The sequence below is a fragment of the Macrococcus epidermidis genome (assembly GCF_024205965.1).
Lineage (GTDB): Bacteria > Bacillota > Bacilli > Staphylococcales > Staphylococcaceae > Macrococcoides > Macrococcoides epidermidis.
This window is the reverse complement of the sequence record NZ_CP073819.1, coordinates 1755280-1780830: the sequence shown is the minus strand read 5'-3', so window position 1 is coordinate 1780830 and position 25551 is coordinate 1755280. Positions and strand designations below refer to the sequence as shown.

Genomic DNA, 25551 nt, shown 5'->3' with positions numbered 1-25551 from the left:
AATAAAATAGAGCTAAATTATGAAGTATATTTAAAAACAATCGAAAACAATTATATAATTCAAAGAATAAAAACAAAGAATAAAAACAAAGAATAAAAAAAAGAATAAAAAATGTTATATCAAACAACAAGGAGCTCATAACATGTACAAATTTTTGGCAACCCTTATTTACCTTGTAACAAATATTCTATTACGTAAAGTTAAAGTAATAGGTAAAGAAAATATCCCTAAAAATGAAGCGTTTATCGTTACATGTAATCATAGAAGTATGGTTGAAATTATTATACTTGCAATGGCATTATACCCAAGAGAAGTGCACTATATGGCGAAACAGGAATTATTTAAAGGAAAATTACTTGATAAGTTCTTTAGATCTGTAAATGCATTCCCAGTAAACAGAGCGAATCCGGGGCCATCTACAATAAAGACGCCAGTAAAGTTAATAAAAGAGCATAAGATTGTTGGGATATTTCCAAGTGGACAACGCGCAGATAATGCACCGATGAAAAAAGGAGCAGCTACTATTTCTGTAATGAGTAAATCTAAACTATTACCAGCAGCATACGAAGGACCGATAAAGTTTAAGGATGTAATATTTGGAAAAGAAAAATGTTATATTATGTTTGGCGAACCGATAGATAGTCAAAGCTTTACTGCGCAATATAAGAAGAATGAAGCAATTGAAGAGATTACACAAACATTAGAAAGTAAAACAAATACATTAATAGCAACATTAAAACACGAAGCGTAATTATCACGCTTCGTGTTTTAATGTTTTGTAGAGATACGTTTCTTTTTCCTCTGGGTAAATAAATTCAAGTTTAATGATTTGAGGTTGGTTTGTTTTACTAGCGATAGCCTGTGTTTTTTCTTTGATTTTACTAATATATGATACTTTCTCAACTTCATTTTGAATTAATTTATATTCTGTTTGTTCATCAGATGAGTAAGGATAAGACGTCTTTAGTACGATGATACTCATAAGTCTTCACCCACTTCCAAATTTTTATATTTAAGTTATAATACTATTTCCCGTATACTGCCGCTTTAAACGCATAATGGATAATAAATTTTATTTCAATTTAAAATGAAAATATCGCAATAATCATTTTATATAGATAATCCAAAAAAAATTATTAAAAGCACAAAAAATATTCCAAAAAATCACCCAAAAATAGTATGTAAAATTATTATAAAAATAAAAAACAATATATTAAATATTCAGAATATATAGTATAATTTATTAAAAGTAACATGGGGGTGCATCATGACAATACATAGGATGAAAAAAGAAGATTCTGTAATAGAATTTATTGAAACGATAGAAGATGAAAAACGTAGAAAAGACTGTATTAAATTATTGGAAATATTTGAAGAAAGCTCTGGATTTATCGGAAAGATGTGGGGACCTAATATTATAGGATTTGGAAAGTATCATTATAAGTTAAACGATCAAATAGAAGGAGATGCACCGCTCATTGCATTTGGTCTGAAGAAAAGTAAAATCAGTTTGTACTTTGCTCAGGATAATATTAATCGTGATCGTTATTTAAAAGAGTTGGGGAAACATACACTAGGGAAGACGTGTGTGTATATAAGTGATATAGAACAAATAGATGTTAAAGTATTAAAACATCTTATCGTGGATTCAATGAAATATCTTCAAAATCAGTATGATAATACATAAAAAAATAATGAATCAAGTTATGCACTTGTTTCATTATTTTTAATTTCTGTAGGAAAGAGACTGCGCTCTAAATTTTTAAGCTTTGTATAAGTATCATCATCTAAAGATTCGATTTTCTGTTCATCTGTAAACAGTGATTCAATTAATTCAATATCAATATCTGTAGCAGTTGATATTTGATATGCAGTTAATCTACCTTTAAATAGAAATGGAAGACCTTTCATTCAATCACCCTTAAATTAGTTATTAGTTTATTATAGCGAATAAACCATATAATTAAAAGTCTTTTTTTCACTATATATTATTATTGCATATATATTTGAGGGTGTACAATAAATGTATATATGATTAATAAAATATATATTGTATTTGCCCTGTTTAAATAATAAAATTAGGTGCAATAAAAAATTTTATTTCATAGGAGGTATGAAGATGTATTCTTTCTTACAAAGATTAGGTAGAAGTTTGATGTTACCTGTAGCTGTATTACCAGCAGCGGCATTGCTAATGGGGATTGGTTATTGGATAGATCCTGTAAATTGGGGTGCAGATAATCAAATCGCAGCATTCTTAATTAAATCTGGTGCAGCTATTTTAGATAATTTAGCAATTTTATTTGCTATAGGTGTTGCTCTTGGTATGTCTAAATCAAGAGATGGAGCTGTAGCATTAGCAGCAGTAGTAGGATTTTTAGTAGTAAATACTGTCCTTGAACCTGCATCAGTCTCGAATATTTTACATGTAGATCCAAAAGAAGTGCCACCTGGCTTTGACAGAATTAATAATGTTTTTGTTGGTATATTAATCGGTTTAATATCAGCATGGACTTTTAATAAATTCCATAAAACTGAATTACCAGCAGCCTTTGCATTTTTCAGCGGTAGACGTTTGGTTCCTATATTAGTATCTGTATTTGCAATGGTTTTATCGGTTATATTACTTTTTGCTTGGCCAACTTTATATGGTATATTGATTGGATTTGGGAAATGGATGACTGGTCTCGGTGCTGTAGGAGCAGGGCTATATGGATTCTTTAATCGCTTATTAATCCCTACAGGACTCCATCATGCATTAAATTTAGTTTTTTGGACAGATGTAGCAGGAATTAATGACATTCCAAAATTCAAGTCGAAAGATGCAATTAAAGGTGTTACAGGTATGTATCAAGCAGGATTCTTCCCAGTAATGATGTTTGGGGTTCCTGGTGCAGCATTAGCGATGTATCATTCAGCAAAAACTGAACGTAAAAAGGCGGTATCTGGTATCTTTTTAGCAGGTGCTGTAGCAGCATTTTTAACTGGTGTTACTGAACCAGTTGAATTTGTATTTATGTTTATTGCACCAGCATTATTCGTAGTACACGCAATTTTAACTGGTTTATCCATGTTTATTGCAGCAAGTATGCATTGGACAGCTGGATTTGGTTTCAGCGCAGGATTTATAGATTATATTCTTTCATTAAAAAACCCTAATGCCAATCAACCTTTAATGTTATTAGTACTAGGTATAATTTACTTTGTATTGTATTACATTATCTTTAGAGCGGTAATTAAATGGTTAGATATTAAAACCCCTGGTCGTGAATCGGATGAAGAAATTGCAAAGATGGTTGCCGAACAAAAACGAAATGATGCTTTTGAAAACAATGGTACTTCAACTGAACCAGTTAACAAATATCAATCTGGTAAGTACGACACGCTTGCACAATCTGTTATTTCAGGTGTAGGTGGTAAAGAGAATATTGAAAGTGTTACAAACTGTGCGACACGCTTACGTTTTGAATTAAAAGATAATTCAATTGTGGATGAGCATTTAATCAAACGTGCTGGTGCTGCTGGTGTAATGAAGGTTGGGCGTAAGAATGCTCAAGTTATCATCGGGACACATGTTCAACAAGTAGCAGATGTCGTAGATGAATATTTAAAGTAAAGAAATGATGAATTGAAAAGCAGCCTTTTGGCTGTTTTTTTTATTTTTGAATTATTTCTCTTTCTTCACTTTGTTAATTCTTTAATGTGATAACACAATACCATAATACAATTTTTGGATATTTCATTGTTTTGTAATCGTTTTCATTCTATAATAATATTGTCTGAAAAATTAGAAAAATTAAAAAGGGGAATGGAAATGACTTTATTATTAACAGGTGAAAATTTAACAATCGATGCTATTAGAAAATTCTTAAACGACAAAGATGTTGTGGCTATTTCTGATGATGCATTAAGCAGAGTGAGAAGAAGTAGAAAAACTGTAGAAAAAATCATAGAAAATAAAGAGACAATCTATGGTATCACAACTGGATTTGGATTATTTTGTGATGTGTTAATTGATCAAGATAAATGCAATGATTTACAAGTACATCTTATTCGTTCACATGCTTGTGGTGTGGGGCAACCGTTTCATTCAAACGTATCACTTGTTATGATGATATTACGTCTTAATACGATGTTAAAAGGGCACTCAGGGGTAACAGAAGCATTGGTCGATCAATTGGTATTCTTTATCAACGAACGAATTATCCCGGTTATTCCTGGGCAAGGTTCATTAGGAGCATCTGGAGATTTAGCGCCATTATCACACTTGGCATTGGCTTTAATCGGAGAAGGTGATGTTGAGTATCAAGGCAAAGTTGAAAATAGTAAAGATGTACTTGAACGTTTAGGAAGAAACCATTTAATACTACAGGAAAAAGAGGGACTTGCATTAATTAATGGTACACAGGCAATGACTGCTCAAGGTGTCATCAATTACATTGAAGCTATCGATATTGCATATCAGGCTGAATGGATCGCCTCACTTACACACCAATCATTAAATGGAATAACAGATGCATATAACGAAAATATTCATATTGTGCGTAATAATGATGCTCAAGTAGGTGTTGCTAAACGTATGCTGGATTGGCTTGAGGGTTCTCAATTAACAACGAGACAAGGTGAAGTTCGTGTTCAGGATGCTTATTCACTGAGATGTATCCCTCAAATTCACGGTGCAAGTTTCCAGGTATTCGAGTATGTTAAAGAAAAATTAGAAGCAGAAATGAACGCAGCTAATGATAATCCTCTTATTTTTGATCAGGGTGAAGAAACATTAGTCATTTCAGGAGGGAATTTCCACGGTCAACCAGTCGCTTTTGCATTAGACTTTTTGAAGATAGGGTTAAGTGAATTAGCGAATGTATCGGAGCGTAGAATCGAACGTCTAGTCAATCCACAGTTAAATGGTGGACTACCAGCATTTTTATCACCGGAACCAGGTTTACAAAGTGGTGCTATGATTATGCAATATGCAGCAGCTAGTTTAGTGTCTGAAAATAAGACGCTTGCTCATCCAGCAAGTGTAGATTCTATTCCATCAAGTGCGAACCAGGAAGATCATGTGTCAATGGGAACAATTGCTTCTCGTCATGGGTATCAAATATTAGAGAATATGAGAAATGTAATTGCAATTGAATGCATTATCGCATTGCAGGCAGCTGAAATCAAAGGTGCAGAAAAATTATCTGAGAAAACAAAAGCAAAATATGATGAATATCGTCAGATTGTTCCTAGTATTATAGAAGACAGACCATTTCATAAAGATATTAAAACAGTGTCTGACTATTTAAGACAACAAGCTTACATTGAGAAATAATGGGAATAAAAAAAACCACCACTGGTGGTTTTTATTTCTTCTTAAATGTTTCGTAATATCTACGGCCTTTCTCGTAATCCAGTCGACCTTCCCAGCGTGCGATAACTAATGTTGATAATGAGTTACCAACAACGTTAACAACTGTACGCATCATATCTAATATACGGTCGATACCGATAATTAATGCTAAACCTTCTGGGTGAATGTTCATTGCAGTAAGTGTTGTAATTAATACTACAATTGATGTTCCTGGTACAGCAGCCATACCTTTAGATGTTAACATTAATGTTACTAATAATACTAACTGTTCTGTTACTGATAAATGTACGCCATACATTTGAGCAATAGTCAGTGCAGCGATTGATTGGTACAGTGCTGAACCATCTAAGTTAAATGTATACCCTGTAGGAACAACGAATGATACGATTTCTTTCGGTGCACCGAATTTCTCCATTTTCTCCATAATCTTCGGTAATACTGTTTCAGAACTTGAAGTAGAGAAAGCTAGGATTAATTCTTCTTTTAAGATAACAAGTAGATGGAAGATATTAATCTTACAAAGTGCTGCTACACCACCAAGTACTACGATGATGAAGAATACCATTGATCCAGCTACTACTAATGCTAATTTACCAAGTGGAATTAAAGCACCTAGTCCTAAGTTGATAATTGTAACTGCCATAAATGCAAATACACCAATTGGTGCGTATTTCATAATTTGATTTGTCATCCAGAAGATAACGTCTAAGAATCCATCGAAGAACGCTTTAACAGGTTCTCCTTTTTTACCGATTGCTGCTAACCCTAATCCAAAGAATACTGAGAAGAAGATTACCGGTAATAATTGACCTTGAGCCATTGAATCGATAATATTTGTTGGGATAATATTAACGATTGTATCTATCATGTGGTTACCATATGTTGATTGGGCAGCTGCTTCAGCATTTGTTGTATATTTCGTAACGTCCCCTTTAGGTAATAGGTTTTTGTCGATACCTGAACCTGGTTTAAACACGTTAGCAAATATAATACCTAAACCGATTGCTACTGTTGTAATAATTTCAAAGTATAATAACGTTTTCCAGCCATAACGACCAACAGTTTTCATATCTCCAGTTCCTGCAATCGAAATTACAAGTGAACAAAATACGATTGGTACTACGATCATTTTAATTAAATGTAAGAAAATATCACCTAGTGGTTGAAAGTAGTTAACATACTCAGTTTTTCCGTTAAGCATGGCTCCTACAACAACACCAAGAACTAATGCTAATAATATCTGCATAGGTAAGCTTATAAATTTTTTCTTTTTTGGTTTTTTTATCTCTGTTACTGAACTCATTTTTCCATCCCTCTTTTCTTCCGTACTTGATTATTTTATTGCTAAAGCTTAAAGATGTCAATTTAATTTTAAAGTAGTAGTCTGAAAATTCTGTAGTTATTATGTTATAATAATATTGTATTGATTTACACTATAGATATTAATATGTTTGAGTTTTTATGTTATTTATAGATTAATCTTTATTCAATATCAATTTAATTGTAAACGTTATCACACCATAGATTATCTTATTGTCAAGGTGAAAATATTTTATTATTATAATGGAAATATAAAAAATGATATAAATATTTTTTGACATTATATTAATTTGTTAATATATTAAAATAACATTGAATTTATATGATTTATTGAATACACAGGAAAAGTCCACTAATACTAAAATATTAATAGGTATTAGTGGACTTTTAAAATTATATAGTAATGTCATCTAGTAGGATACTTTCAATCGTAACTGTTACATTACCTTTTAAAGCTTTTGTAATCATACAGTTATTTTCAGCTTTATCAATGATTCTCTTTAATTTAGGAATATTTACCTCCTGAACATCATCTTCAAGTGACTTGAGATAAACATTGTATGAAATACTTTCATATGTTTGAAGCCCTTTATCCACTGAAATTGTAGCAGTAGCGTCTACGTGATCAACTTCTATATGAAGATTATTCTTCTCAAAATATGAGCTTAAGGTGATAGTAAAGCAAGTTACTGCAGCTGACATTAACATTTCATCAGGATTTGTACCAATGTCTGGTCCATTCATTTCCTCTGGAATTGAGATTTGAGATTTTAAATGTTTATTTTCTATTGTACCGACACCATTATATCCGCCGGTAAATTTTGCAGTGCATTTAAATGTATGTTTAACCATATTTTTTATCTCCTTTTGAAGTTATTGATGTATTGTTTAAAATATTTACTTGAAATTAATATTTATAGCATTAAATGAAATGTTATTAAACATTGCTATAGCTTTAAACAAGATAATAATATCACTCAAATGTAGTTAAGCGAAAAATTTAGATTTTGTTTTTCGTTAAATTTTTTATGCGAATTTTGAAAGATACACAACTCTTTAACATTTTTAACGAAAATTCAATGATTATTAAAGGTGACTTAATATCCTCTTGTTATGATAGGTATATCCTAACGAAGGAGAGTGACAATGAAAAAGCCCTTTGGATTGTTTTTAGCAATAATCATTTTTATGCTATTCGTACCACAAGTGGTTCATTCAGTTTCACAACCAAGTAAAGATGTTATAACTGTAGCACATCGTGGCGCAAGTGGTTATGCTCCTGAGAACACGATGTCTGCCTATGAACTGGCACTCGAGATGAATGCAGATTGTATCGAAATTGATTTACAGTTAACACATGATGGTCATCTTGTTGCAATTCATGATAACACATTAGAGAGAACGACTACTGGTTCTGGCTTTGTATGGGATAAATCATTAGCGGAAATAAAGCAGTTAGATGCTGGTGTAAAGTTTGATCAAAAGTTTAAAGGTGAAAGAATACCGACATTTGATGAGATTTTACAGCGTTTTAAAAATGAGTCGATTGGTATTCTGATAGAGATAAAGACACCAGAATATTATCCTGGCATCGAGGATAAAATTAAACAATCACTTGTGCGTTTCAATCTGGATAAAGCATCTGATAGATTAGCGATACAATCGTTTAATCACCATGCTGTAAAAGTTTCAAAGTCTTTATTACCTGATATTAAACATGGCGTCTTAATCAGTGCTAAAAATCCTAGGGTTCATGATCGAGATTTACAATGGTTTAAGTCTTTTGCTGATTTTTATAATCCTTCTATTAAAATTGTCTCTCATGAACTTGTATCACGTGCACATCGTTATGGTTTACAGGTGAAACCTTATACTGTCCGAGATGCAACATTGATTGAACCGCTGTTAAAGCAGGGAGTAGATGCAATCATTACGGACTATCCTGATTATATGAAATCTTATGATCAGGAGATTGTTGTTCGAAATCAAGCTGAAATTGAAAGTAATAATAATGTTTCTGTATATTAAAAAAACACCAATCGAAAGATTGGTGTTTTTGATTGAACAAAATATTAACGTGAGTAGTACTCAACGATTAATTGTTCGTTAATTTCAGCAGATAATTCGCTACGTTCTGGAACGCGTACGAAAGTACCTTCTAATTTTTCTGCATCGAAAGTTAAGTATTCAGGAACATGGTTAGATAATTCAACTGACTCAACGATGATGTTTAATTTTTGTGATTTTTCACGAACTGAAATCACTTGACCAGGTTTTAATTGGTATGATGGGATATCTACGCGAGCGCCATCTACCATGATGTGACCGTGGTTAACTAATTGACGTGCTTGACGACGTGTACGTGCTAAACCTAATTGGTATACTACTGCATCTAAACGAGATGCTAAAAGTGCCATGAAGTTAGCACCGTGAATACCTTTCATTTTACCAGCACGGTCAAAGATTGTGCGGAATTGACGTTCGTTGATTCCATACATGTAACGTAATTTTTGTTTTTCTTGTAATTGTAAACCATACTCAGATAATTTTTTACGTTGGTTAGGACCGTGTTGTCCTGGTGCGTAAGGGCGTCTTTCTAATTCTTTACCAGTGCCGCTTAAAGAAATTCCTAAACGACGAGATTTTTTCCAAGTTGAACCTGTAAAACGAGCCATAATGTGACTCCTCCTCTTATTTTGTTTTTTATGTAAAAAACAAAAATATGATAAATGCTTAAGTCGATATGGTGTCATTCCGTGTCTTCGCCTTATAGCTTCAGTTACACAACACGCCAACATAGGGGACACTATAGAGCGCCTTAATATTTATCTGCTATCTTCGTTTATTCACATAGATGTTATTATAACATGTTGATATGTATTGTCAATAACGAATTAAACTAATTTTGATACGTGTTTCTCAAGTATTGATACGAAATTTTCTAAGCCTTCCTGATCTTCAGCAGTAAAGCGATTTTTAATTGGCGCATCGATATCCAGCACGCCAAAGACACTATCGTTGATGATGATCGGTACAACGATTTCAGATTGACTTGCCGCATCACATGCGATATGACCAGGAAATGCATGGACATCTTCGATACGCATCGTTTTTTGTTCGCTCACTGCAGTACCACAAACACCTTTTCCGACAGGGATTGTTACACATGCTGGTTTACCCTGGAATGGTCCAAGTTGTAATTGACCATTTTTCATCGTGTAGAATCCAACCCAGTTTACGTCAGTAAGAAATTCATTGAGCAGTGCACTCGCATTTGCCAGATGACTTACAATATCATCTTCTCCTTCAAGCAAAGCATCAAGCATTTGATTGAGCGTTTTATAATTATTGATATGACTAATTTCAAACATACTATCACTCCATTTTTAAAATTCTTATTGTTAGTATTCATCAGTGTAACGAATTTGAGAACTTTTCACAATTAATTGTTTTTGTAATACCTATTTTACGTTATAATAGGTAAGAGTACTTTGGAAGGAATGAAAATTGATGATATATGCCATAGTTGGAATAATCGTATTAATACTAATTGTTATTGGTATTTTGTTTTATTTAAGAAATCAAAAAAGAGCAAGTGTTGAGCGAGTTGAAGCAAGAAAAAATGAAATCAAAAATTTACCGTTCCAGGATGAACTCGTAAAAGTGAAAGTTTTAAATTTATCAGGTCAGGCAAATAACCGTTTTGATAAATGGAAAAAAGAATGGCAGACTGTTTTAAATGAAGATATTAAAGCTTGTGAGTTAACTATAAATGATGCGGATGAAGCGCTTGATAAATTTAAGTTTAAAGAAAGTGAAGAGAAAGTTGCAGAAAGCCATCATTTACTGGATCAGATTGAAAAGAAATATCAGCATTTTACTGAAGAGATTAATAATTATCTATCTTCAACAAAAGAAGATGATAGAAAGTATGATGACTGTAAGATTATTTATAGAGAAGCTAAACGTGATGTGTTAGCGAACCGTCATCAATTTGGAGAAGCTGCTGATCCGCTGGAAGCTCAAATTGAAACGTATGCACCAAAAATTGAAGTATATGAAAGTTTAGTTGCAGCGGGAAATTATGATGATGCACATGAACATATTACTGCGCTACATAATGAAATGACACGTTTAAAAGAAGATATGGAAGATATCCCATTACTTATTCGTGATGTCCAAAAAGAATTGCCGGGACAGTTTCAGGATATTCGTTTCGGATGTCGGGATCTGAAGATTGAAGGTTACAATTTAGAGCATGTTAAAGTGGATAGTAATCTACAAACATTAAAAGGTAAGCTTAATTTAGTAGAACCATTAATCGCAAGACTACAATTAAATGAAGCAGAAGCGATTATAAATGAAATCAATGACTCACTTGATGAAATGTTAGAGTTAATCGAATATGAAGTGAAGGCTAAGAATAACGTAGAGACAACGAAAGAAAGCATTACCGATCAGTTATTCCATGCAAAAGATATGAATTATACTTTACGCACTGAAATTGAATACGTAAAAGAAAGCTATTATATCAATGAAGAAGATATTCAAAAAGTTCGTCAGTATGATAATGAGATTCAAAGTTTAATTACAGTTTATGATGAAATCTTAACTGAAACAGCTAAATCGAGTATTCGCTATACTGAAGTTGAAGATAATCTGAAATATATTGATGATCATGTGAAAGTTATCAACGATAACCAGGATAAGATTCAGCAGCATTTAACAAATTTACGAGAAGATGAGCAGGAAGCGCAAAAGAACATATTAAAGATTCAGGCTAAGAAAGAAGAGATTTATCGCCGATTACTTGCATCGAACTTATCAAGCGTACCTGAACGTTTTATTATCATGAAGAATGAAATTGATATTGAAACACGTGAAGTGCACCAACTATTCAATAAACGTCCGATGAATGTGACACAAGTCCGTGATAAAGTAAACAAAGTATTAATTACGATGAATACATTTGAAGCCGAAGCGGTTGACGTCTTAGAAAATGCAAAGTATGCTGAGAAATTGATACAGTATGGTAATCGATACAGAAAAGAAAGACCAGATGTAAACAAAGATTTAAACGAAGCAGAGCGATTATTTAGTAACAACCGATATAAGCGTGCGGTAGAGATTGCAGAAGCTGCGATTGAGCGTGTTGAACCTGGTGTTACGGAAAAGATTGAAGCAAGTGTATTAAATCAAAGACAATAATAAAGCATTAAAAGACTTGAATTCGTTCAAGTCTTTTATTCATTGAGGTGAATTTATGAATTATTTAGATAATTGTGCAACAACAAAACCAGATCCGGAAGTATTAAATACTTTCAATACAGTCAATACGAAATATTTCTATAACCCAAGCAGTCCTCACGGCAAAGGTATAGAAGCGAGTAAATTACTTGAATCCGCTCGAGATCAGATTAAATCATTATTAGGATTAACCCATCAATCAGTTATTTTTACGAGTGGTGCAACAGAATCAAATAATCTAGTGATAACTGGGATGGCACGCAGTAAGAAACAGTTTGGAAAGACAATCATCACTTCTAAACTTGAACATCCATCAGTGTTAGAAACAGTAAGAGCACTGGAAGAAGAAGGTTTCAATATTAAATATGTTCAGTTTAATGATGATGCCACGCTTGATTTAGTCCATTTTAAATCGATACTTGATCAGGATGTCATTATGGTTTGTTTAATGCATGTTAATAACGTGATGGGTGCAATTTTACCGATAAAAGAGATATATGATATTATTCAGGAATATCCAAAGATTCATTTTCATGTAGACTGTGTTCAGTCCTTTGGTAAACTGCCAATCGATGCTGAACTGATGGATAGTTTTGTATTAAGTGGTCATAAATTTAATGGCCTAAAAGGTCAAGGGATATTGGTGTTTGATCAACTCGTAACAATTACTCATACATTGTTCGGCGGTGGTCAGGAATATGGTTTTAGAAGCGGCACAGTAAATGTTGCAAGTGACGTATCTTTGGCAAAAGCGATGCGTATCGCTTTAAATGAACAAGATGATAATTTTGAACGTATGAAAGCATTTAAAAATACTCTAGAATCTAAAGTGAGTCAGTATCCTGGCATTCGTGTAAATTCAGTAAAAGACGGTGCACCGCATGTTGTTAATATTTCATTTGTCGGAGTAAAAGGTGAAGTTATCGTCAATAGTTTTTCGAAACATGGTATTATGATATCTACAACGAGTGCCTGTTCATCAAAGCGAGCAAAGTTAAATGAAACATTAACTGCACTCCATGTACCAGAAGATGCGATTACTGGAAGTGTACGTATTTCTTTTGATAAATATACGACTCAGGCACATATTGAAGCATTTTTGAAAGCATTTGAATTGATCTATGAAGAGATGAAGGAGCTATTAAAACGATGAAATTTGATCATATTTTAGTAAGATATGGTGAACTGACATTAAAATCAGGTAACCGTAACACATTTGTTAACCAGTTAAAAAGTAATATAAAATATGCTTTAATCCCTTTAGAAGGATATAAAGTATTAGCGAATAGAGATAGAATGTATGTTGAAGTAACAGAAGATGCGGACGTTGAAGAGATTATGCGTCGTATTTCTAAAGTATTTGGTGTGCACTCAGTAAGTCCTGTCGTTAAAGTAGAAAAAGATATCGAAGCAATTAAAGAAGCGGCTGTTGTATTAGCTAAAGATATTGATGAACCAGGCAAAACATTTAAAGTGGATGCGAAACGTTCTGACAAAGGCTTTCCATATGAAACGTTTGATTTACAGCAAATTCTGGGTGGAGAGATATTAAAGCACATCGAACATTTAACTGTAAAAGTGAAAGATCCAGATTACAAGCTATTAGTAGAAATTCGTCGTGATGCAGCATACCTTTACTCACGCGTTATTAAAGGCGCAGGTGGATTGCCGGTTGGTACAGGTGGAAAGACATTATTAATGTTATCTGGAGGTATCGATTCACCGGTTGCAGGAATTGAAGTGATGCGTCGCGGCGTTACAATTGAAGCAATACATTTTCATTCTCCACCATTTACGAGTGAAGAAGCGAAGCAAAAGGTTATAGATTTAACTCAGATTATGGCGGAAACTGCCGGTGAAATTAAACTTCATCTCGTACCGTTTACTGATATTCAGAAGATGATTCATAAGACAGTGCCTGAGAATTTAACGATGACCTCAACGCGCCGTATGATGATGCGTATCGCTGATCAATTTGCCCGTCAAATTGATGCGAAAGCACTTGTCAACGGAGAAAATTTAGGACAGGTAGCTTCTCAAACATTAGGCAGTATGTATGCCATTAACGCGGTTACAAACCTACCGATTCTACGCCCTTTATTAACGTATGATAAAGAAGAAATCGTAATTAAAGCGAAAGAAATTGGTACGTATGAAACGTCTATCTTACCATTTGAAGATTGCTGTACAATATTTACACCGAAAAATCCTAAGACTAATCCTAGACTAGACAAAGTTGAAAGCTTTGAAAGTAAAGTTGATTTTGATGCAATGATCAAAACTGCGATTGAAGGTATAGAGACAATCACACTTTCAAAAAATAATCAAAAAACAGAAAGTGACTTCTCTGACCTTTTATAAGGAGGTAGTTTGATGTTAGATAAAAATGTTGTAATTGCTCATCGTGGAGCGAGTGCCTATGCACCTGAGCATAGTTATGCATCCTATGACTTAAGTCACTTTGATATGCACGCAGACTATATTGAGCTGGATGTACAGATGACCCTGGACGGAGAAATTATCGTGATGCATGATGAAACGATTGAACGGACAGGACTCATGCAAGGAACAATCAAAGAAATGACACTTGAAGAAATTAAGCGTATACACATCGGCCAATGGTTTAATGACAAATTTCCTGAACTTGCACATGATTATTATGCCGAACAGACTGTCCCGACATTACGAGAAGTGTTTATGCGTTACGGACAAGCGAATTATTATATAGAAACGAAAGCACCGGATATTTATCCAGGTATGGAAGAACAATTGACGATGATTCTAGAAGATTTTAATTTGTTAACGGAAGAGCGAATGGCGAATTACCAAACTGTCATTCAGTCGTTTAGTCTGGAAAGTTTGATAAAGATGAATCAGTTAAAGCAAGGCATCCCATTACTCTTGTTATGTAAGAAAGGCATGCTGCGTGATATGAGTGATGATGATCTCAAGAAGATTCATCAGTTTGTTTATGCGGTTGGTCCTAACTATAAAGATTTAGATCAAGCGTTAATTGAACGTATGCACAAAATCGGCTTTCTTGTCTTCCCATACACTTTAAATGATGAAGTGGATATGGAGCGACTTATCAATGAAGGCATTGACGGTGCATTTACGAATTATCCGGACTTACTTAGAAAGCAGTTCCGACTGGATAATGGAGAAGTGTTTGAAAGTTAATGTGAAAAAGCTAGCGACTTTATTTGTCGCTAGCTTTTTTGATAATTAATTAAAGAATGCTTCTCGCTTGAGCTCTATCCATTTATCAGCTTCCAGGTTCTGTTCAACAAGCTGATTTACAAGTATGTCATGCCAGATAAAGTTCTGCATTAAATAAATTTGTTGTGGATCAATTGAGTAATAAGCTTGTGACTGAATATTTAGATCACTCCCATAAATCATCTCGCCTTGATCATTGATGATAATAAACCATTGTTTATCTTCGATTGTATCTGTATAACTTGTGTATCTATGGACAAAAAGTTGGTTGTTTTTGTGGTTAAAAGTGTGATTATCACTGAAGATATTACCTTTTATAGTGATTTTGTTTTATAGTTACTATTATAGTAGTAACTAAAGGAGCGTTCAACATGGATATTCAAATATTACTCATTTTAATTATTTTCGGATTTTTAGCTGCATTTATCGATTCCGTGGTAGGTGGCGGGGGACTGATTAGTATTCCTGCATTACTCGCCACAGGTATGCCGCCATCTATGGCATTAGGAACTAATAAACTCGCATCATCATTTGGATCATTTACGTCTGCGCTTTCATTTATCCGTTCCCGTAAAGTGAATTTTAATATCGTTGCAAAACTGTTTCCGTTATCATTTATTTTATCTATTATTGGTGCATTTGTTGCAACAAAGCTGCCGCCAGAATATTTAAAGCCACTTGCAATCATTATGTTATCACTCGTATTAATTTACACGTTATTTAAAAAAGATTGGGGCGATATTTCAACGTATCAGAAACTTACTAAGAAGAAATTGATTTTATTTATAGTTATCATTGGTTTGATTGGTTTTTATGATGGTTTTTTAGGCGGGGGAACTGGTAGTTTCCTGCTGTTTGTCTTTTTGATTATCGGATTTGACTTTTTAAGTGCTGCAGGAAACGCGAAGGTCTTAAACTTTGCGAGTAACTTAGGTGCGTTATTATTATTTATTGTATTAGGGCAAGTCAATTTTACATATGGACTAAGCATGGGCGCTGCGATGATTGCTGGTAGTTATGTTGGTAGCCAGTTTGCCATTAGAAAAGGTGTATCATATGTTAAAGTACTATTTGTATGTGTGACTGTATTATTAATCGGTAAAAATATATTTGATTATATCAAGGAATACCTATAGGTGACTATTAGGTATTCTTTTTTGTAAAGAATCTTAAAATTACCTTAAAAGCGAATGGATATTTTTCTCTGCTATTAATAATCTGTTATGATTAAGTAGAATAAAAATATTGGAGGATGAATTGATGAGTAAAAGAGTTATTGCAATGATTATTGCGGCAGTTTTATTTATTTTGGGAACATCTGTAAGTTTCTTTACAAGTGCTGTAACAACGAATTTTTCGAAATCATTTGAAGAAGCTACAAGTATGAAAAGTGATGAACTAAGTACTACAGTACTTGAAGGTACAGATGGATCTAACCAAATTGCACGTGTTGAAGTAGACGGTGTAATCCAGGATACTGGGGTTCCAGGATTGTTTGATGAAGCAGGATACAACCATACGAAGACATTACAGACATTAGAACAAATTAAAGACGATGACAATATTAAAGGTCTGATGCTTGTAGTGAACTCACCAGGTGGTGGCGTGTATGAAAGCGCTGAAATTCATGACGCAGTAGAAGCTATAAAAAAATCAGGTAAAAAAGTGTATGTTACGATGAAAAATATGGCTGCTTCTGGTGGATATTATATTTCTGCACCAGCTGATAAAATTTATGCTTCTAGTGAAACAATTACGGGTTCTCTTGGTGTAATTATGCAGTCTATGAATTATAAAGAATTAGCTGATAAATATGGTGTTAAATTTAATACGATTAAAAGTGGGCCACATAAAGATATTATGAGTCCGACAAAAGAGATGGATGAAGAAGAGCGCAAGATTTTACAGAGCTTTGTTGACGAAAGTTATAATGCATTCGTAAAAGTTATCAGTGATGGTCGAAATATTGATACTGCACAAGTGAAAAAAATAGCTGATGGCCGAATTTATTCTGGATTACAAGCTAAGAAACTAAATTTAATTGATGAAATCGGTATGGAAAAAGATGCATTAAAAGCAATGAAAGCAGATTTGAAAGCAAAGCATGCAGAAGTCATCGAATTTAATGCGGATGATTCATTTTTCGGTAAAGATTTCTTTGCAGCAAATACATTCGTTAAACAATTCATGGGACAAAGTGATGTTGATCGTGTTCAACAAATCCTGTCAAAACGTCAAGGTATAGAGCCGATGTATTTATATGGGGAGTAGGTGAGAAAAATGACAGAACATTTTAATGAAAGTAATACAGTCCGTCAATATTCTCCAGTCGATAGTGGTCAATATGTAAGCGAAAGAGCTAGCGGTACATATACGCATAAGCGTAAACTTGAAGATGAAATTTTAGCGTTGACCCATGCGGGATTCGGTATTCGTCTAATAGCATATCTTATTGATATCATCCTCATTTCAAGTATTAAAGGGAATATCATTGGACCGATCGTTGGACTAGGCGGATTACAGGATACTTATTTTGGCATACGATTATTCTCGGTAGAAAATATTTTAAGTGCGATCATTTATTTCAGCTATTTTGTATTGATGACTTACTGCTTTAGAGCGACTTTAGGTAAGATGATACTTGGACTAAAAGTGTTAAGTTTGAAAGAGGAAAAGCTTTCTATCGGTACAGTACTTACAAGAGAATTATTCGGTCGATATATTAGTAATTTCTTTTGGTCACTACTTTATCTTGTTGTATTATTCAATCCGAAGAAACGTGGGATTCACGATTTACTGAGTGATACATTTGTTGTAAGAGAAGATAAGGAGCCAATCAGACAATTTATTTTAAATGAAGGCGTCCGTTAAAATAATGCTTTTAGTTTTATAATTTGTCCTGTTCATGGTAAATTATTAAGTGAATAACACTTAAGGAGGAAGACAAATGACTCAAGTAACTTTTAAAAATAACCCGGTAACATTATTAGGTGAGCAAGTAACTGTAGGTACAGCAGCGCCTGATTTTTCAGTATTAGATACAGATTTAAATCTTAAGACACTAGCTGACTTTGAAGGTAAGAAAAAATTAATCTCAGTTATCCCTTCAATTGATACTGGTGTATGTGAACAACAAACACGTAAATTCAACGAAGAAGCTAGTAGCATTGATAATGCAGTTGTAATCACTATCTCAGCTGACTTACCATTCGCTCAAAAGAAATGGTGTGCAGCGAACGGTTTAGATAACGTCGTTACATTAAGTGACCATAAAGATTTATCATTTGGTACAAACTACGGTGTAGTGATGGAAGAATTACGTTTATTAGCACGCTCTGTATTCGTATTAAACGATGCTAATGAAGTAGTTTACACTGAAATCGTTTCAGAAGGAACGAACCATCCGGATTATGATAAAGCAATCGAAGCTTTAAAATCAATCTAATTTACAATAATAATGTATAGATGCTGCCCCGAGTGGGCAGTTTTTATTTGAAAGGAAACAATGATGATAGAAGAATTATTTAAACTTATAGACGATAAAGCCAAAGCTTTTCAGAAAGAAAATGGACACAGTTTCATTGAGAATTTAGGTCTCGCACTTGAAGATATTTATATGAATGAACGTGAAACTTTAGAACGTAGTACGGTTATTGACCGACGTAAAGCATTTCAATTCAGCTATTTAAGCATGTTAAAAGAAGAGATGATCCAACCAAATCATCAGATGACACCGGACAGTATTGGTTATTTAGTAGCATATGTCATTCGTTTATTTATGCAGGATAATAAAGAACTAAAGATGCTTGATCTGACGAGTGGTACTGGACACCTTTCAGCGACAATACATGAACAAAATCCGGAAACGACATTTGATCACGTATTAGTAGAAGTAGATCCTGTATTATCAAGATTAAGTGTACATTTAGCGAACTTTTTAGAAGTGCCGATGGATGTTTTCCCGCAAGATGCCATCATGCCATTACCAGAAGGTGATTTTGATATAGCTGTAGGAGATTTTCCGATTGGTTATTATCCGGTTGATGAGCGCAGTCATCAAATGAAGCTTGGCTTTAAAGAAGGACATAGCTATAGCCATCATCTTCTAATCGAACAAGCGATTGCTTCATTAAAACCAGGAGGTCTTGCATTTTTAATCGTTCCAAGCATGTTGTTTGAAGGTGATAATGTAGAACAGCTTCAAAAATTTATTGCTACAGAAACAGTTATGCAGGCATTTTTAAATTTTCCAACCAGTCTATTTAAGTCAGAAAATTTGCGCAAAAGTTTATTAGTGCTTGAGAATAAAAAGGTGACAGATTCAAAGCCAGTGGAAGTTTTGCTGGCCAATATACCGGATTTTAAAGATGAAAGAAAAATGAAAGCCTTTTTAGATGAACTTGATACATGGTATTCAGAAAATCGTAATAAATAATTACTGTATTATTGTTGCTTTAAACCTGTATTAATGATTAAATAAGAGTGTTAAAAATTATTTAGGAGGATTTTCATGAAGAAAATTATGGCAATTAATGCCGGTAGCTCGTCTTTAAAATTTCAATTATTCGAAATGCCATCAGAAAAAGTACTAACTAAAGGTTTAGTAGAAAGAATCGGATTGAAAAATTCAGTATTTACAATTACGGTTGATGGTGAAAAACGTACAAGAACTCTAGATATTAAAGATCATGAAGAAGCTGTTGATATGATGTTAGCACGCATGATTCATTACGATATTATTAAAAGTGTCAATGAATTAGATGGAACAGGACATCGTGTTGTTCAAGGTGGAGATTTATTCCCGACTTCAGCATTAGTGAATCGTGACGTAGAAGAAAAAATCGCAAAGTTAATTGAACTTGCGCCATTACACAACGCAGCAAACTTAATGGGTATTCAGGCTTTCAGAAGAATGTTACCAGATATTCCACACGTTGCAGTATTTGATACTTCATTCCACTCAACAATGCCTGAAACAGCATTCTTATATAGCTTGCCATACCAATATTATAAAGCACATAAAGTACGTAAATATGGTGCGCATGGTACAAGTCATAAATATGTAGCACAACGTGCAGCAGAAATGATGGATAGAAAACCTGAAGAAGGTTTAAAGATTATCTCTTGTCACATCGGTAACGGTGGATCAATTACAGCAGTAAAAGATGGTAAATCTGTAGATACTTCTATGGGCTTCACACCACTTGCTGGTATTACGATGGGTACTCGTACAGGTGATATTGACGTTGCTACAATTCCTTATTTAATGGAAAAATTGCATAAATCAGCTGAAGAATTATTAAATGTATATAATAAAGAGTCTGGTGTATTAGGTATTACAGGTATTTCAAGCGATATGCGTGATATTGAAATCGCAGCTGAAAAAAATGAAGGACGCGCTCAACTTGCATTGGATATCTATGTAGATAGAATTCAAAAATATATCGGTCAATATGCAGCAGTTATGGGTGGTGTTGACGGTATCTTATTTACAGCTGGTGTAGGTGAGAACTCTGATACAATCCGTGAAGCAGTATGTGAAAAATTAGAATTCTTAGGCGTTAAAGTAGACCCTGAGAAAAATAATGGCTTACGTGGTAAAGAAGCAATTATCTCAACAGATGATTCTCGTGTAACAGTAATGGTCATTCCTACAGATGAGGAAGTAATGATTGCGCGTGACGTTATGGAATTCGGGGAGTTAAGTTAATATATTTAAGATGCTACCTATTTGTATTGAATAGGTAGTTTTTTTATTGTGGCAGCGTTAGCTGTACCGAAAGCGGTAGTAAATACAAAATACAACCGTTTCCGAACATGCATTTATTATATACACCAACAAAAATAGAGCTAAAATGACGATGATCATTTTAGCTCTTTTATTTTCGGAGGATTGTTATCTAGGTATCTTGTGATTTCTCTGTAAATCAACGAATGCACAATAGAAGCAAGTTGCAATTGCTAAAATAATTGCAATTTCCATTTTACACACCTCCGTATTGATTCATTCTATTTATTCTGCTCCATAAATTCCTTCGTAGCTACTTCAGGTTCAAAATTATCCGGCATTGTTTCAGTTCTAACAACTAACACATCACATTCAGCATGACGCACAATTGCTTCTGAAACTGATCCGATGATGAAGCGTTCCACTGCATTTAATCCAGTTGAACCACACATGATAAGGTCAGCATTTAATTTCTGAGCAATTTTCTTAGGTATAATTGTTTTTGGAGATCCATACTCAATTAAAGTTTCAACGTTATTTACACCGCGAGACCCAGCAACTTTCTTGTACCCATCTAATAATGATTCAGCAAACTGTGTTGCACGTTCAGAAATAGAACGGTCATATGCTTCAACACTTGCATAACTTCTTGTATCAATAACATTGATGATGTGAAGTGTTGCATCGTTACGTTTAGCAACCTCGACTGCTTTATTAAATGCCCATTCCGCTTCGCTTGAACCGTCAACTGCAATTAAGATGTTTTTATATACTAACATAAATATCCCTCCATTTTTTATATATTGTGAATCTTTTCTACACTTTAATTATAGCACTAATTCTGGATAATGTATGTGACACCGTCGTTAAATTTTTCATCCTAATGATTTAAATATAATTTAAAACAAAAGGGTTTGCGTTTTAGCATCAAAGTGCTAATATGGTGATGTAAGCGTTATTATTTATATATTAAGGGGATGAATTTTAATGATTATCGGAATTCCAAAAGAGATTAAAAACAACGAGAACCGTGTAGGTTTAACACCAGCTGGGGTACACGCTTTAGTAGAAAATGGACATACTGTGCGCGTTGAAGCAGGTGCAGGTATGGGTTCTTATTTCACTGATGAGGATTACAAAGAAGCGGGAGCTGAAATCGTTTCTGTTGAGCAAGCATGGGATACAGATATGGTGATCAAAGTAAAAGAACCGTTATCAGCAGAGTTTGGATATTTTAAAGAAGGATTAATCTTATTCACTTATTTACATTTAGCACCTGAAGTGGAACTGACAAAAGCTTTATTAGAGAAAAAAGTGGTTGGTATTGCTTATGAAACAGTTCAATTACCTACTGGTGGACTTCCATTATTATCTCCAATGAGTGAAGTTGCAGGACGTATGGCAACTCAAATTGGTGCACAATTCTTACAAAAAACAAACGGTGGTAAAGGGATTTTATTAGCAGGTGTTCCTGGTGTTGAAAAAGGTAAAGTGACTATCATCGGTGGTGGACAAGCTGGAACTAACGCAGCGAAGATGGCTGTAGGTCTTGGAGCAGATGTTACCATCTTAGATTTATCTCCAGTTAGATTACAACAATTAGATGATCTATTCGGTAGTCAGGTTCAAACGTTAATGTCTACACCTTTAAATATTGCAGAATCAGTTAAAAACAGTGATTTAGTAATTGGAGCTGTATTAATTCCTGGTGCTAAAGCCCCTAAACTAGTAACTGAAGAAATGATTAAAACGATGAGTCCAGGTTCAGTGGTAATTGATATCGCGATCGATCAAGGTGGAATCTTTGAAACTTCAGATCGCATTACGACGCATGATGATCCAACATTTATTAAACATGATGTTGTACATTACTCAGTAGCAAACATGCCTGGAGCAGTACCTCGTACTTCAACAATGGCGTTATCGAATGCTACGATTCCTTATGCATTACAAATTGCAAATAAAGGCTATAAACAAGCAGCTTTAGATAATGAAGCGATCTTAAAAGGCTTCAATACTTTAGATGGTAATGTTACTTTCAAAGCTGTAGCTGATGATCAAGGTTTAGAATATGTTGATGCAAAATCATTATTAGAAAAGTAATTAAATGTTGTATGTAAAAGAGGAGTGCGATTTCGCACTCCTCTTACTCTTTATACAATTTTTGTACCGTGGACTTCCTGAAAAGGAATAAGTTCAAGTAAATCATTTAGGTTATCTTTATTTAAACCGCCACCAGGCATAATTTCTATATTTCCTTTTGAATGTCTTAATAGTCGTCCTAATTGATTAACATTATCAAGTATTGGTGTTGATTTGTCTTCGCTACCATGTGTTAATATACGCTTGAAATTCATATCAATTAAAGCATCCATTGCTTTTAGTTGCTGCCTTAATGGAATCTGATCAAAAGCCATATGCATCACACAGGGTACTTCCTGTGCTGTCTTTCTTAAATCATGCATTGTTAACGTATCCAGATCATTATCTTTTGTTAAAGCACCAAAAACGAATGCATCAACGTTTAATGATTGTAATGCGATAATATCTTCGCGCATCACTTCTTTTTCAAATAAGTTATAGGTAAAATCACCGCCACGTGGACGTATCATTACTGCCACTTCGATATTTAGTGGATGACAATATTCTATAGCAAGTTTTACAAGACCGAAACTTGGTGTTGTACCACCAACAAACAGATTATCACAAAGTTCAATACGATTTGCACCATGAGTTGCTGCATAGATGATTTCATCAAATGTTTCAACTACCGCTTCTTTTATCATTTTTCATACCTTGTCAATACTTCATAACCATCTTCAGTCACTAAAATATCATCTTCCACACGTACTCCGATTTCACCATGTAAATAAATACCCGGTTCAATTGTAAAGCACATACCTGGTTTCAATATATCATCATTGGCAGAAGAGATATCTGGAAATTCATGCACAGTTATACCTAAGCCATGCCCTAAACGATGTGGGAATGCTTCACCATATCCTTTTTCAGATATATAATCACGAGCGAGTGCATCGATTTCACTAATTTTTACACCAGGTTTAACACCTTCTATTGCACGTTGATTTGCTTCTGTAACAATCGCATGAATTTCCTGATGAAATGCTGGTGGATTTCCAAAAGCAATCGTTCTTGTAATATCTGAGCAGTAACCATTATAAATAACACCTAAATCAAATAATACATACTCATCATTTTTTAGCTCACGGTTACCTGGTGTCCCGTGAGGACTTGCTGCATGGTCGCCGAAAAGTACAGTCGTATTGAAACTCATACCGCTGATACCTTCAATTTTTAAAATTTCCGATTCTAAATATTGTGCCACTTCTTTTTCTGTAATACCTTCTTTTAAATGAGAAACACCGATTTGCAATGCTTTATCAGCAAATTGCGCAGCACTTTTTAAAATTTCAATTTCATCTGCTGTTTTAATATTACGCATATCTTTAATGATTTGATCTATTGCATTTAATTGGGCAGCTTTAAAAGTATCAAGCAAAGCTTTTTCACGCTTGACAGTAACATGTTCTTCTTCAATATATAACGGTGCATTATCCGGGAATCTTGTATTTTGCTTCGCAACTATAAATGCATCTTCAGTGTCGGAGTAACCATAAGCAGTTAGATTTGATGCTTTCTTTGCATCTTCGACTTCCATATTTGGTACTATGAGGAGAGCTTTGTTTTGAGTTACATATAAAGCAGTAAGTCGTTCATGTGGATCTGACAAGAATCCACTGAAGTAATTAATGTTATCTGGTGTCGTAATCCATGCATATTCAATGGATTGAGATTGCATCAATTGCTGTAAATTTTTTAATGTTTGTTTCATAATCATGCTCCTTTTATTTCTGAGTAACTCTAGTTTATGAAAGATAAGGACATTATTCAATCAATAGTATCTTACAATCTTTTTAAAACATTCATTAATAATGTATAATGAACTTAATAAAAAGGAAGAGGTGCTAAATATGGAAGTATATTTTCATGGACAATCTTGTATTTCTTTTGAAAGTAATGGAAAAAAGGTTTTAGTAGATCCTTTTATTACAGGTAATAAATTATCAGATTTAGATGCTTCAACTGTTCAAGCTGATTATATTTTACTAACGCATGGTCATGGTGATCACATTGGTGATACAGTTGAGATTGCTAAAAGAACAAATGCGACAGTCGTTGCAACACCAGAAATTGTTTCATATTTAGGTGGGCAAGGGATAGAGCATGCACATCCGATGAATATCGGTGGTAAATGGAAGTTTGATTTCGGTTCAGTAAAGTATGTACAAGCATTTCATAGTAATTCCTTATATGATGACGAAGGAAATATTATTTATTTTGGGATGCCTTGCGGACTTATTATTGAAGTAGAAGGTAAGACAATTTATCATGCAGGAGATACTGGCTTATTCTCGGATATGAAGCTTATCGCAGAACGTCATCCAGTTGATTTATGTTTTATACCGATTGGTGATAACTTTACGATGGGGATTGATGATGCAGCATATGCAATTAACACATTTATTAATCCGAAATTGACTGTGCCGATTCATTACAATACATTCCCGTACATTGAAGTGGATCCAAATGAATTTAAATCACAAGTTAAAAGTCCAGTAGAAATTCTGGATGCAGGACAATCAGTAACACTTTAAGC

General features: G+C 33.9%; 27 protein-coding genes. 17 read left to right on the top strand and 10 right to left on the bottom strand.

Annotated elements, in window-relative coordinates:
• The first annotated feature begins 142 nt into the window (after nucleotides 1-142).
• Entirely contained in the window at nucleotides 143-751 is a 609-nt protein-coding gene (locus KFV12_RS09400) for a lysophospholipid acyltransferase family protein (protein WP_111715484.1), read from the top strand.
• 3 nt (nucleotides 752-754) lie between these two features.
• Here the strand turns inward: KFV12_RS09400 and KFV12_RS09395 are convergent, their stop codons facing one another.
• Nucleotides 755-982, bottom strand: coding sequence for a hypothetical protein (locus KFV12_RS09395; RefSeq protein WP_239242546.1), 228 nt, complete (start codon nucleotides 980-982; stop codon nucleotides 755-757).
• 285 nt (nucleotides 983-1267) lie between these two features.
• Between KFV12_RS09395 and KFV12_RS09390 the strand changes: the two genes are divergently transcribed.
• Complete coding sequence (locus KFV12_RS09390; RefSeq protein ID WP_111715481.1) at nucleotides 1268-1687, top strand: DUF1801 domain-containing protein; 420 nt, start codon at nucleotides 1268-1270, stop codon at nucleotides 1685-1687.
• 17 nt (nucleotides 1688-1704) lie between these two features.
• Here KFV12_RS09390 and KFV12_RS09385 read toward each other — a convergent pair whose 3' ends face one another.
• Nucleotides 1705-1911: a hypothetical protein gene (locus tag KFV12_RS09385; protein WP_096076141.1), complete on the bottom strand. Its 207-nt coding sequence runs from the start codon at nucleotides 1909-1911 to the stop codon at nucleotides 1705-1707.
• A 208-nt stretch (nucleotides 1912-2119) separates the two neighbouring features.
• Between KFV12_RS09385 and nagE the strand changes: the two genes are divergently transcribed.
• Together nagE and hutH are read left to right on the top strand one after the other, a co-directional pair.
• Complete coding sequence (gene nagE, locus KFV12_RS09380) at nucleotides 2120-3616, top strand: N-acetylglucosamine-specific PTS transporter subunit IIBC (protein ID WP_254256639.1); 1497 nt, start codon at nucleotides 2120-2122, stop codon at nucleotides 3614-3616.
• Nucleotides 3617-3814: 198 nt separating this feature from the next.
• Entirely contained in the window at nucleotides 3815-5320 is a 1506-nt protein-coding gene (hutH, locus tag KFV12_RS09375) for a histidine ammonia-lyase (RefSeq protein WP_254256638.1), read from the top strand.
• 31 nt (nucleotides 5321-5351) lie between these two features.
• Here hutH and KFV12_RS09370 read toward each other — a convergent pair whose 3' ends face one another.
• Together KFV12_RS09370 and KFV12_RS09365 are read right to left on the bottom strand one after the other, a co-directional pair.
• A complete protein-coding gene (locus KFV12_RS09370) occupies nucleotides 5352-6662 on the bottom strand; it encodes a cation:dicarboxylate symporter family transporter (RefSeq protein WP_111715475.1) in 1311 nt (436 codons plus the stop codon).
• Nucleotides 6663-7072: 410 nt separating this feature from the next.
• Nucleotides 7073-7531 (bottom strand): OsmC family protein, encoded by a 459-nt coding sequence (locus tag KFV12_RS09365; RefSeq protein ID WP_239242543.1) that lies wholly within the window; start codon nucleotides 7529-7531, stop codon nucleotides 7073-7075.
• Nucleotides 7532-7825: 294 nt separating this feature from the next.
• On the opposite strand from KFV12_RS09365, the gene KFV12_RS09360 reads away from it, so the two are divergent.
• Nucleotides 7826-8707 (top strand): glycerophosphodiester phosphodiesterase, encoded by an 882-nt coding sequence (locus KFV12_RS09360; RefSeq protein WP_254256637.1) that lies wholly within the window; start codon nucleotides 7826-7828, stop codon nucleotides 8705-8707.
• A gap of 44 nt (nucleotides 8708-8751) precedes the next feature.
• On the opposite strand, the gene rpsD is transcribed toward KFV12_RS09360, so the two are convergent.
• The gene (gene rpsD, locus KFV12_RS09355) at nucleotides 8752-9354 is read right to left on the bottom strand and encodes a 30S ribosomal protein S4 (RefSeq protein ID WP_096076146.1); all 603 of its coding nucleotides are present in this window, start codon (nucleotides 9352-9354) and stop codon (nucleotides 8752-8754) included.
• A 219-nt stretch (nucleotides 9355-9573) separates the two neighbouring features.
• Nucleotides 9574-10050, bottom strand: a complete 477-nt coding sequence (locus KFV12_RS09350; protein WP_111715471.1) for a GAF domain-containing protein — start codon at nucleotides 10048-10050, stop codon at nucleotides 9574-9576.
• Nucleotides 10051-10186: 136 nt separating this feature from the next.
• Here KFV12_RS09350 and ezrA point away from each other — a divergent pair, with 136 nt between their 5' ends.
• Genes ezrA through KFV12_RS09330 form a run of 4 tightly spaced genes read left to right on the top strand, consistent with a single transcriptional unit; the run spans nucleotide 10187 to nucleotide 15106 of the window.
• Entirely contained in the window at nucleotides 10187-11887 is a 1701-nt protein-coding gene (gene ezrA / locus KFV12_RS09345; protein WP_254256636.1) for a septation ring formation regulator EzrA, read from the top strand.
• A gap of 55 nt (nucleotides 11888-11942) precedes the next feature.
• Nucleotides 11943-13079 (top strand): cysteine desulfurase family protein, encoded by a 1137-nt coding sequence (locus tag KFV12_RS09340; protein ID WP_254256635.1) that lies wholly within the window; start codon nucleotides 11943-11945, stop codon nucleotides 13077-13079.
• On the top strand, nucleotides 13076-14287 hold the full coding sequence (thiI, locus tag KFV12_RS09335; protein WP_239242539.1) for a tRNA uracil 4-sulfurtransferase ThiI: 1212 nt from the start codon (nucleotides 13076-13078) through the stop codon (nucleotides 14285-14287). The genes KFV12_RS09340 and thiI overlap by 4 nt, the downstream gene beginning before the upstream one ends.
• Nucleotides 14288-14299: 12 nt before the next feature.
• Nucleotides 14300-15106 (top strand): glycerophosphodiester phosphodiesterase, encoded by an 807-nt coding sequence (locus KFV12_RS09330; protein ID WP_254256634.1) that lies wholly within the window; start codon nucleotides 14300-14302, stop codon nucleotides 15104-15106.
• A 45-nt stretch (nucleotides 15107-15151) separates the two neighbouring features.
• Here KFV12_RS09330 and KFV12_RS09325 read toward each other — a convergent pair whose 3' ends face one another.
• Nucleotides 15152-15328, bottom strand: coding sequence for a hypothetical protein (locus tag KFV12_RS09325; protein ID WP_254256633.1), 177 nt, complete (start codon nucleotides 15326-15328; stop codon nucleotides 15152-15154).
• Between the two features lie 188 nt (nucleotides 15329-15516).
• Here KFV12_RS09325 and KFV12_RS09320 point away from each other — a divergent pair, with 188 nt between their 5' ends.
• The 6 genes from KFV12_RS09320 (at nucleotide 15517) to KFV12_RS09295 (ending at nucleotide 20855) form a co-directional block, all read left to right on the top strand.
• Nucleotides 15517-16281, top strand: coding sequence for a sulfite exporter TauE/SafE family protein (locus KFV12_RS09320; protein WP_254256632.1), 765 nt, complete (start codon nucleotides 15517-15519; stop codon nucleotides 16279-16281).
• Nucleotides 16282-16405: 124 nt separating this feature from the next.
• On the top strand, nucleotides 16406-17416 hold the full coding sequence (sppA, locus tag KFV12_RS09315; RefSeq protein WP_111715461.1) for a signal peptide peptidase SppA: 1011 nt from the start codon (nucleotides 16406-16408) through the stop codon (nucleotides 17414-17416).
• A 9-nt stretch (nucleotides 17417-17425) separates the two neighbouring features.
• Nucleotides 17426-18016 carry an RDD family protein gene (locus KFV12_RS09310; RefSeq protein WP_254256631.1) on the top strand — a complete coding sequence of 197 codons (591 nt, stop codon included), beginning with the start codon at nucleotides 17426-17428 and terminating at the stop codon, nucleotides 18014-18016.
• Nucleotides 18017-18092: 76 nt separating this feature from the next.
• Complete coding sequence (gene tpx, locus KFV12_RS09305) at nucleotides 18093-18590, top strand: thiol peroxidase (RefSeq protein WP_111715457.1); 498 nt, start codon at nucleotides 18093-18095, stop codon at nucleotides 18588-18590.
• Between the two features lie 60 nt (nucleotides 18591-18650).
• A complete protein-coding gene (locus KFV12_RS09300) occupies nucleotides 18651-19580 on the top strand; it encodes a class I SAM-dependent methyltransferase (protein WP_170122470.1) in 930 nt (309 codons plus the stop codon).
• A gap of 75 nt (nucleotides 19581-19655) precedes the next feature.
• Entirely contained in the window at nucleotides 19656-20855 is a 1200-nt protein-coding gene (locus tag KFV12_RS09295; protein WP_254256630.1) for an acetate kinase, read from the top strand.
• Between the two features lie 299 nt (nucleotides 20856-21154).
• Here the strand turns inward: KFV12_RS09295 and KFV12_RS09290 are convergent, their stop codons facing one another.
• Nucleotides 21155-21652, bottom strand: coding sequence for a universal stress protein (locus tag KFV12_RS09290; protein ID WP_111715454.1), 498 nt, complete (start codon nucleotides 21650-21652; stop codon nucleotides 21155-21157).
• A 208-nt stretch (nucleotides 21653-21860) separates the two neighbouring features.
• Here KFV12_RS09290 and ald point away from each other — a divergent pair, with 208 nt between their 5' ends.
• Nucleotides 21861-22976 (top strand): alanine dehydrogenase, encoded by a 1116-nt coding sequence (gene ald, locus KFV12_RS09285; RefSeq protein WP_099579899.1) that lies wholly within the window; start codon nucleotides 21861-21863, stop codon nucleotides 22974-22976.
• Nucleotides 22977-23026: 50 nt separating this feature from the next.
• Here the strand turns inward: ald and KFV12_RS09280 are convergent, their stop codons facing one another.
• Both KFV12_RS09280 and KFV12_RS09275 read right to left on the bottom strand, forming a co-directional pair.
• Nucleotides 23027-23659 carry a copper homeostasis protein CutC gene (locus KFV12_RS09280; RefSeq protein WP_111715452.1) on the bottom strand — a complete coding sequence of 211 codons (633 nt, stop codon included), beginning with the start codon at nucleotides 23657-23659 and terminating at the stop codon, nucleotides 23027-23029.
• Entirely contained in the window at nucleotides 23656-24726 is a 1071-nt protein-coding gene (locus KFV12_RS09275) for a M24 family metallopeptidase (RefSeq protein WP_111715451.1), read from the bottom strand. Before KFV12_RS09275 ends, KFV12_RS09280 begins: the two co-directional genes overlap by 4 nt.
• Nucleotides 24727-24865: 139 nt before the next feature.
• Between KFV12_RS09275 and KFV12_RS09270 the strand changes: the two genes are divergently transcribed.
• Entirely contained in the window at nucleotides 24866-25549 is a 684-nt protein-coding gene (locus KFV12_RS09270) for a metal-dependent hydrolase (protein WP_111715449.1), read from the top strand.
• Nucleotides 25550-25551: the final 2 nt, after the last annotated feature.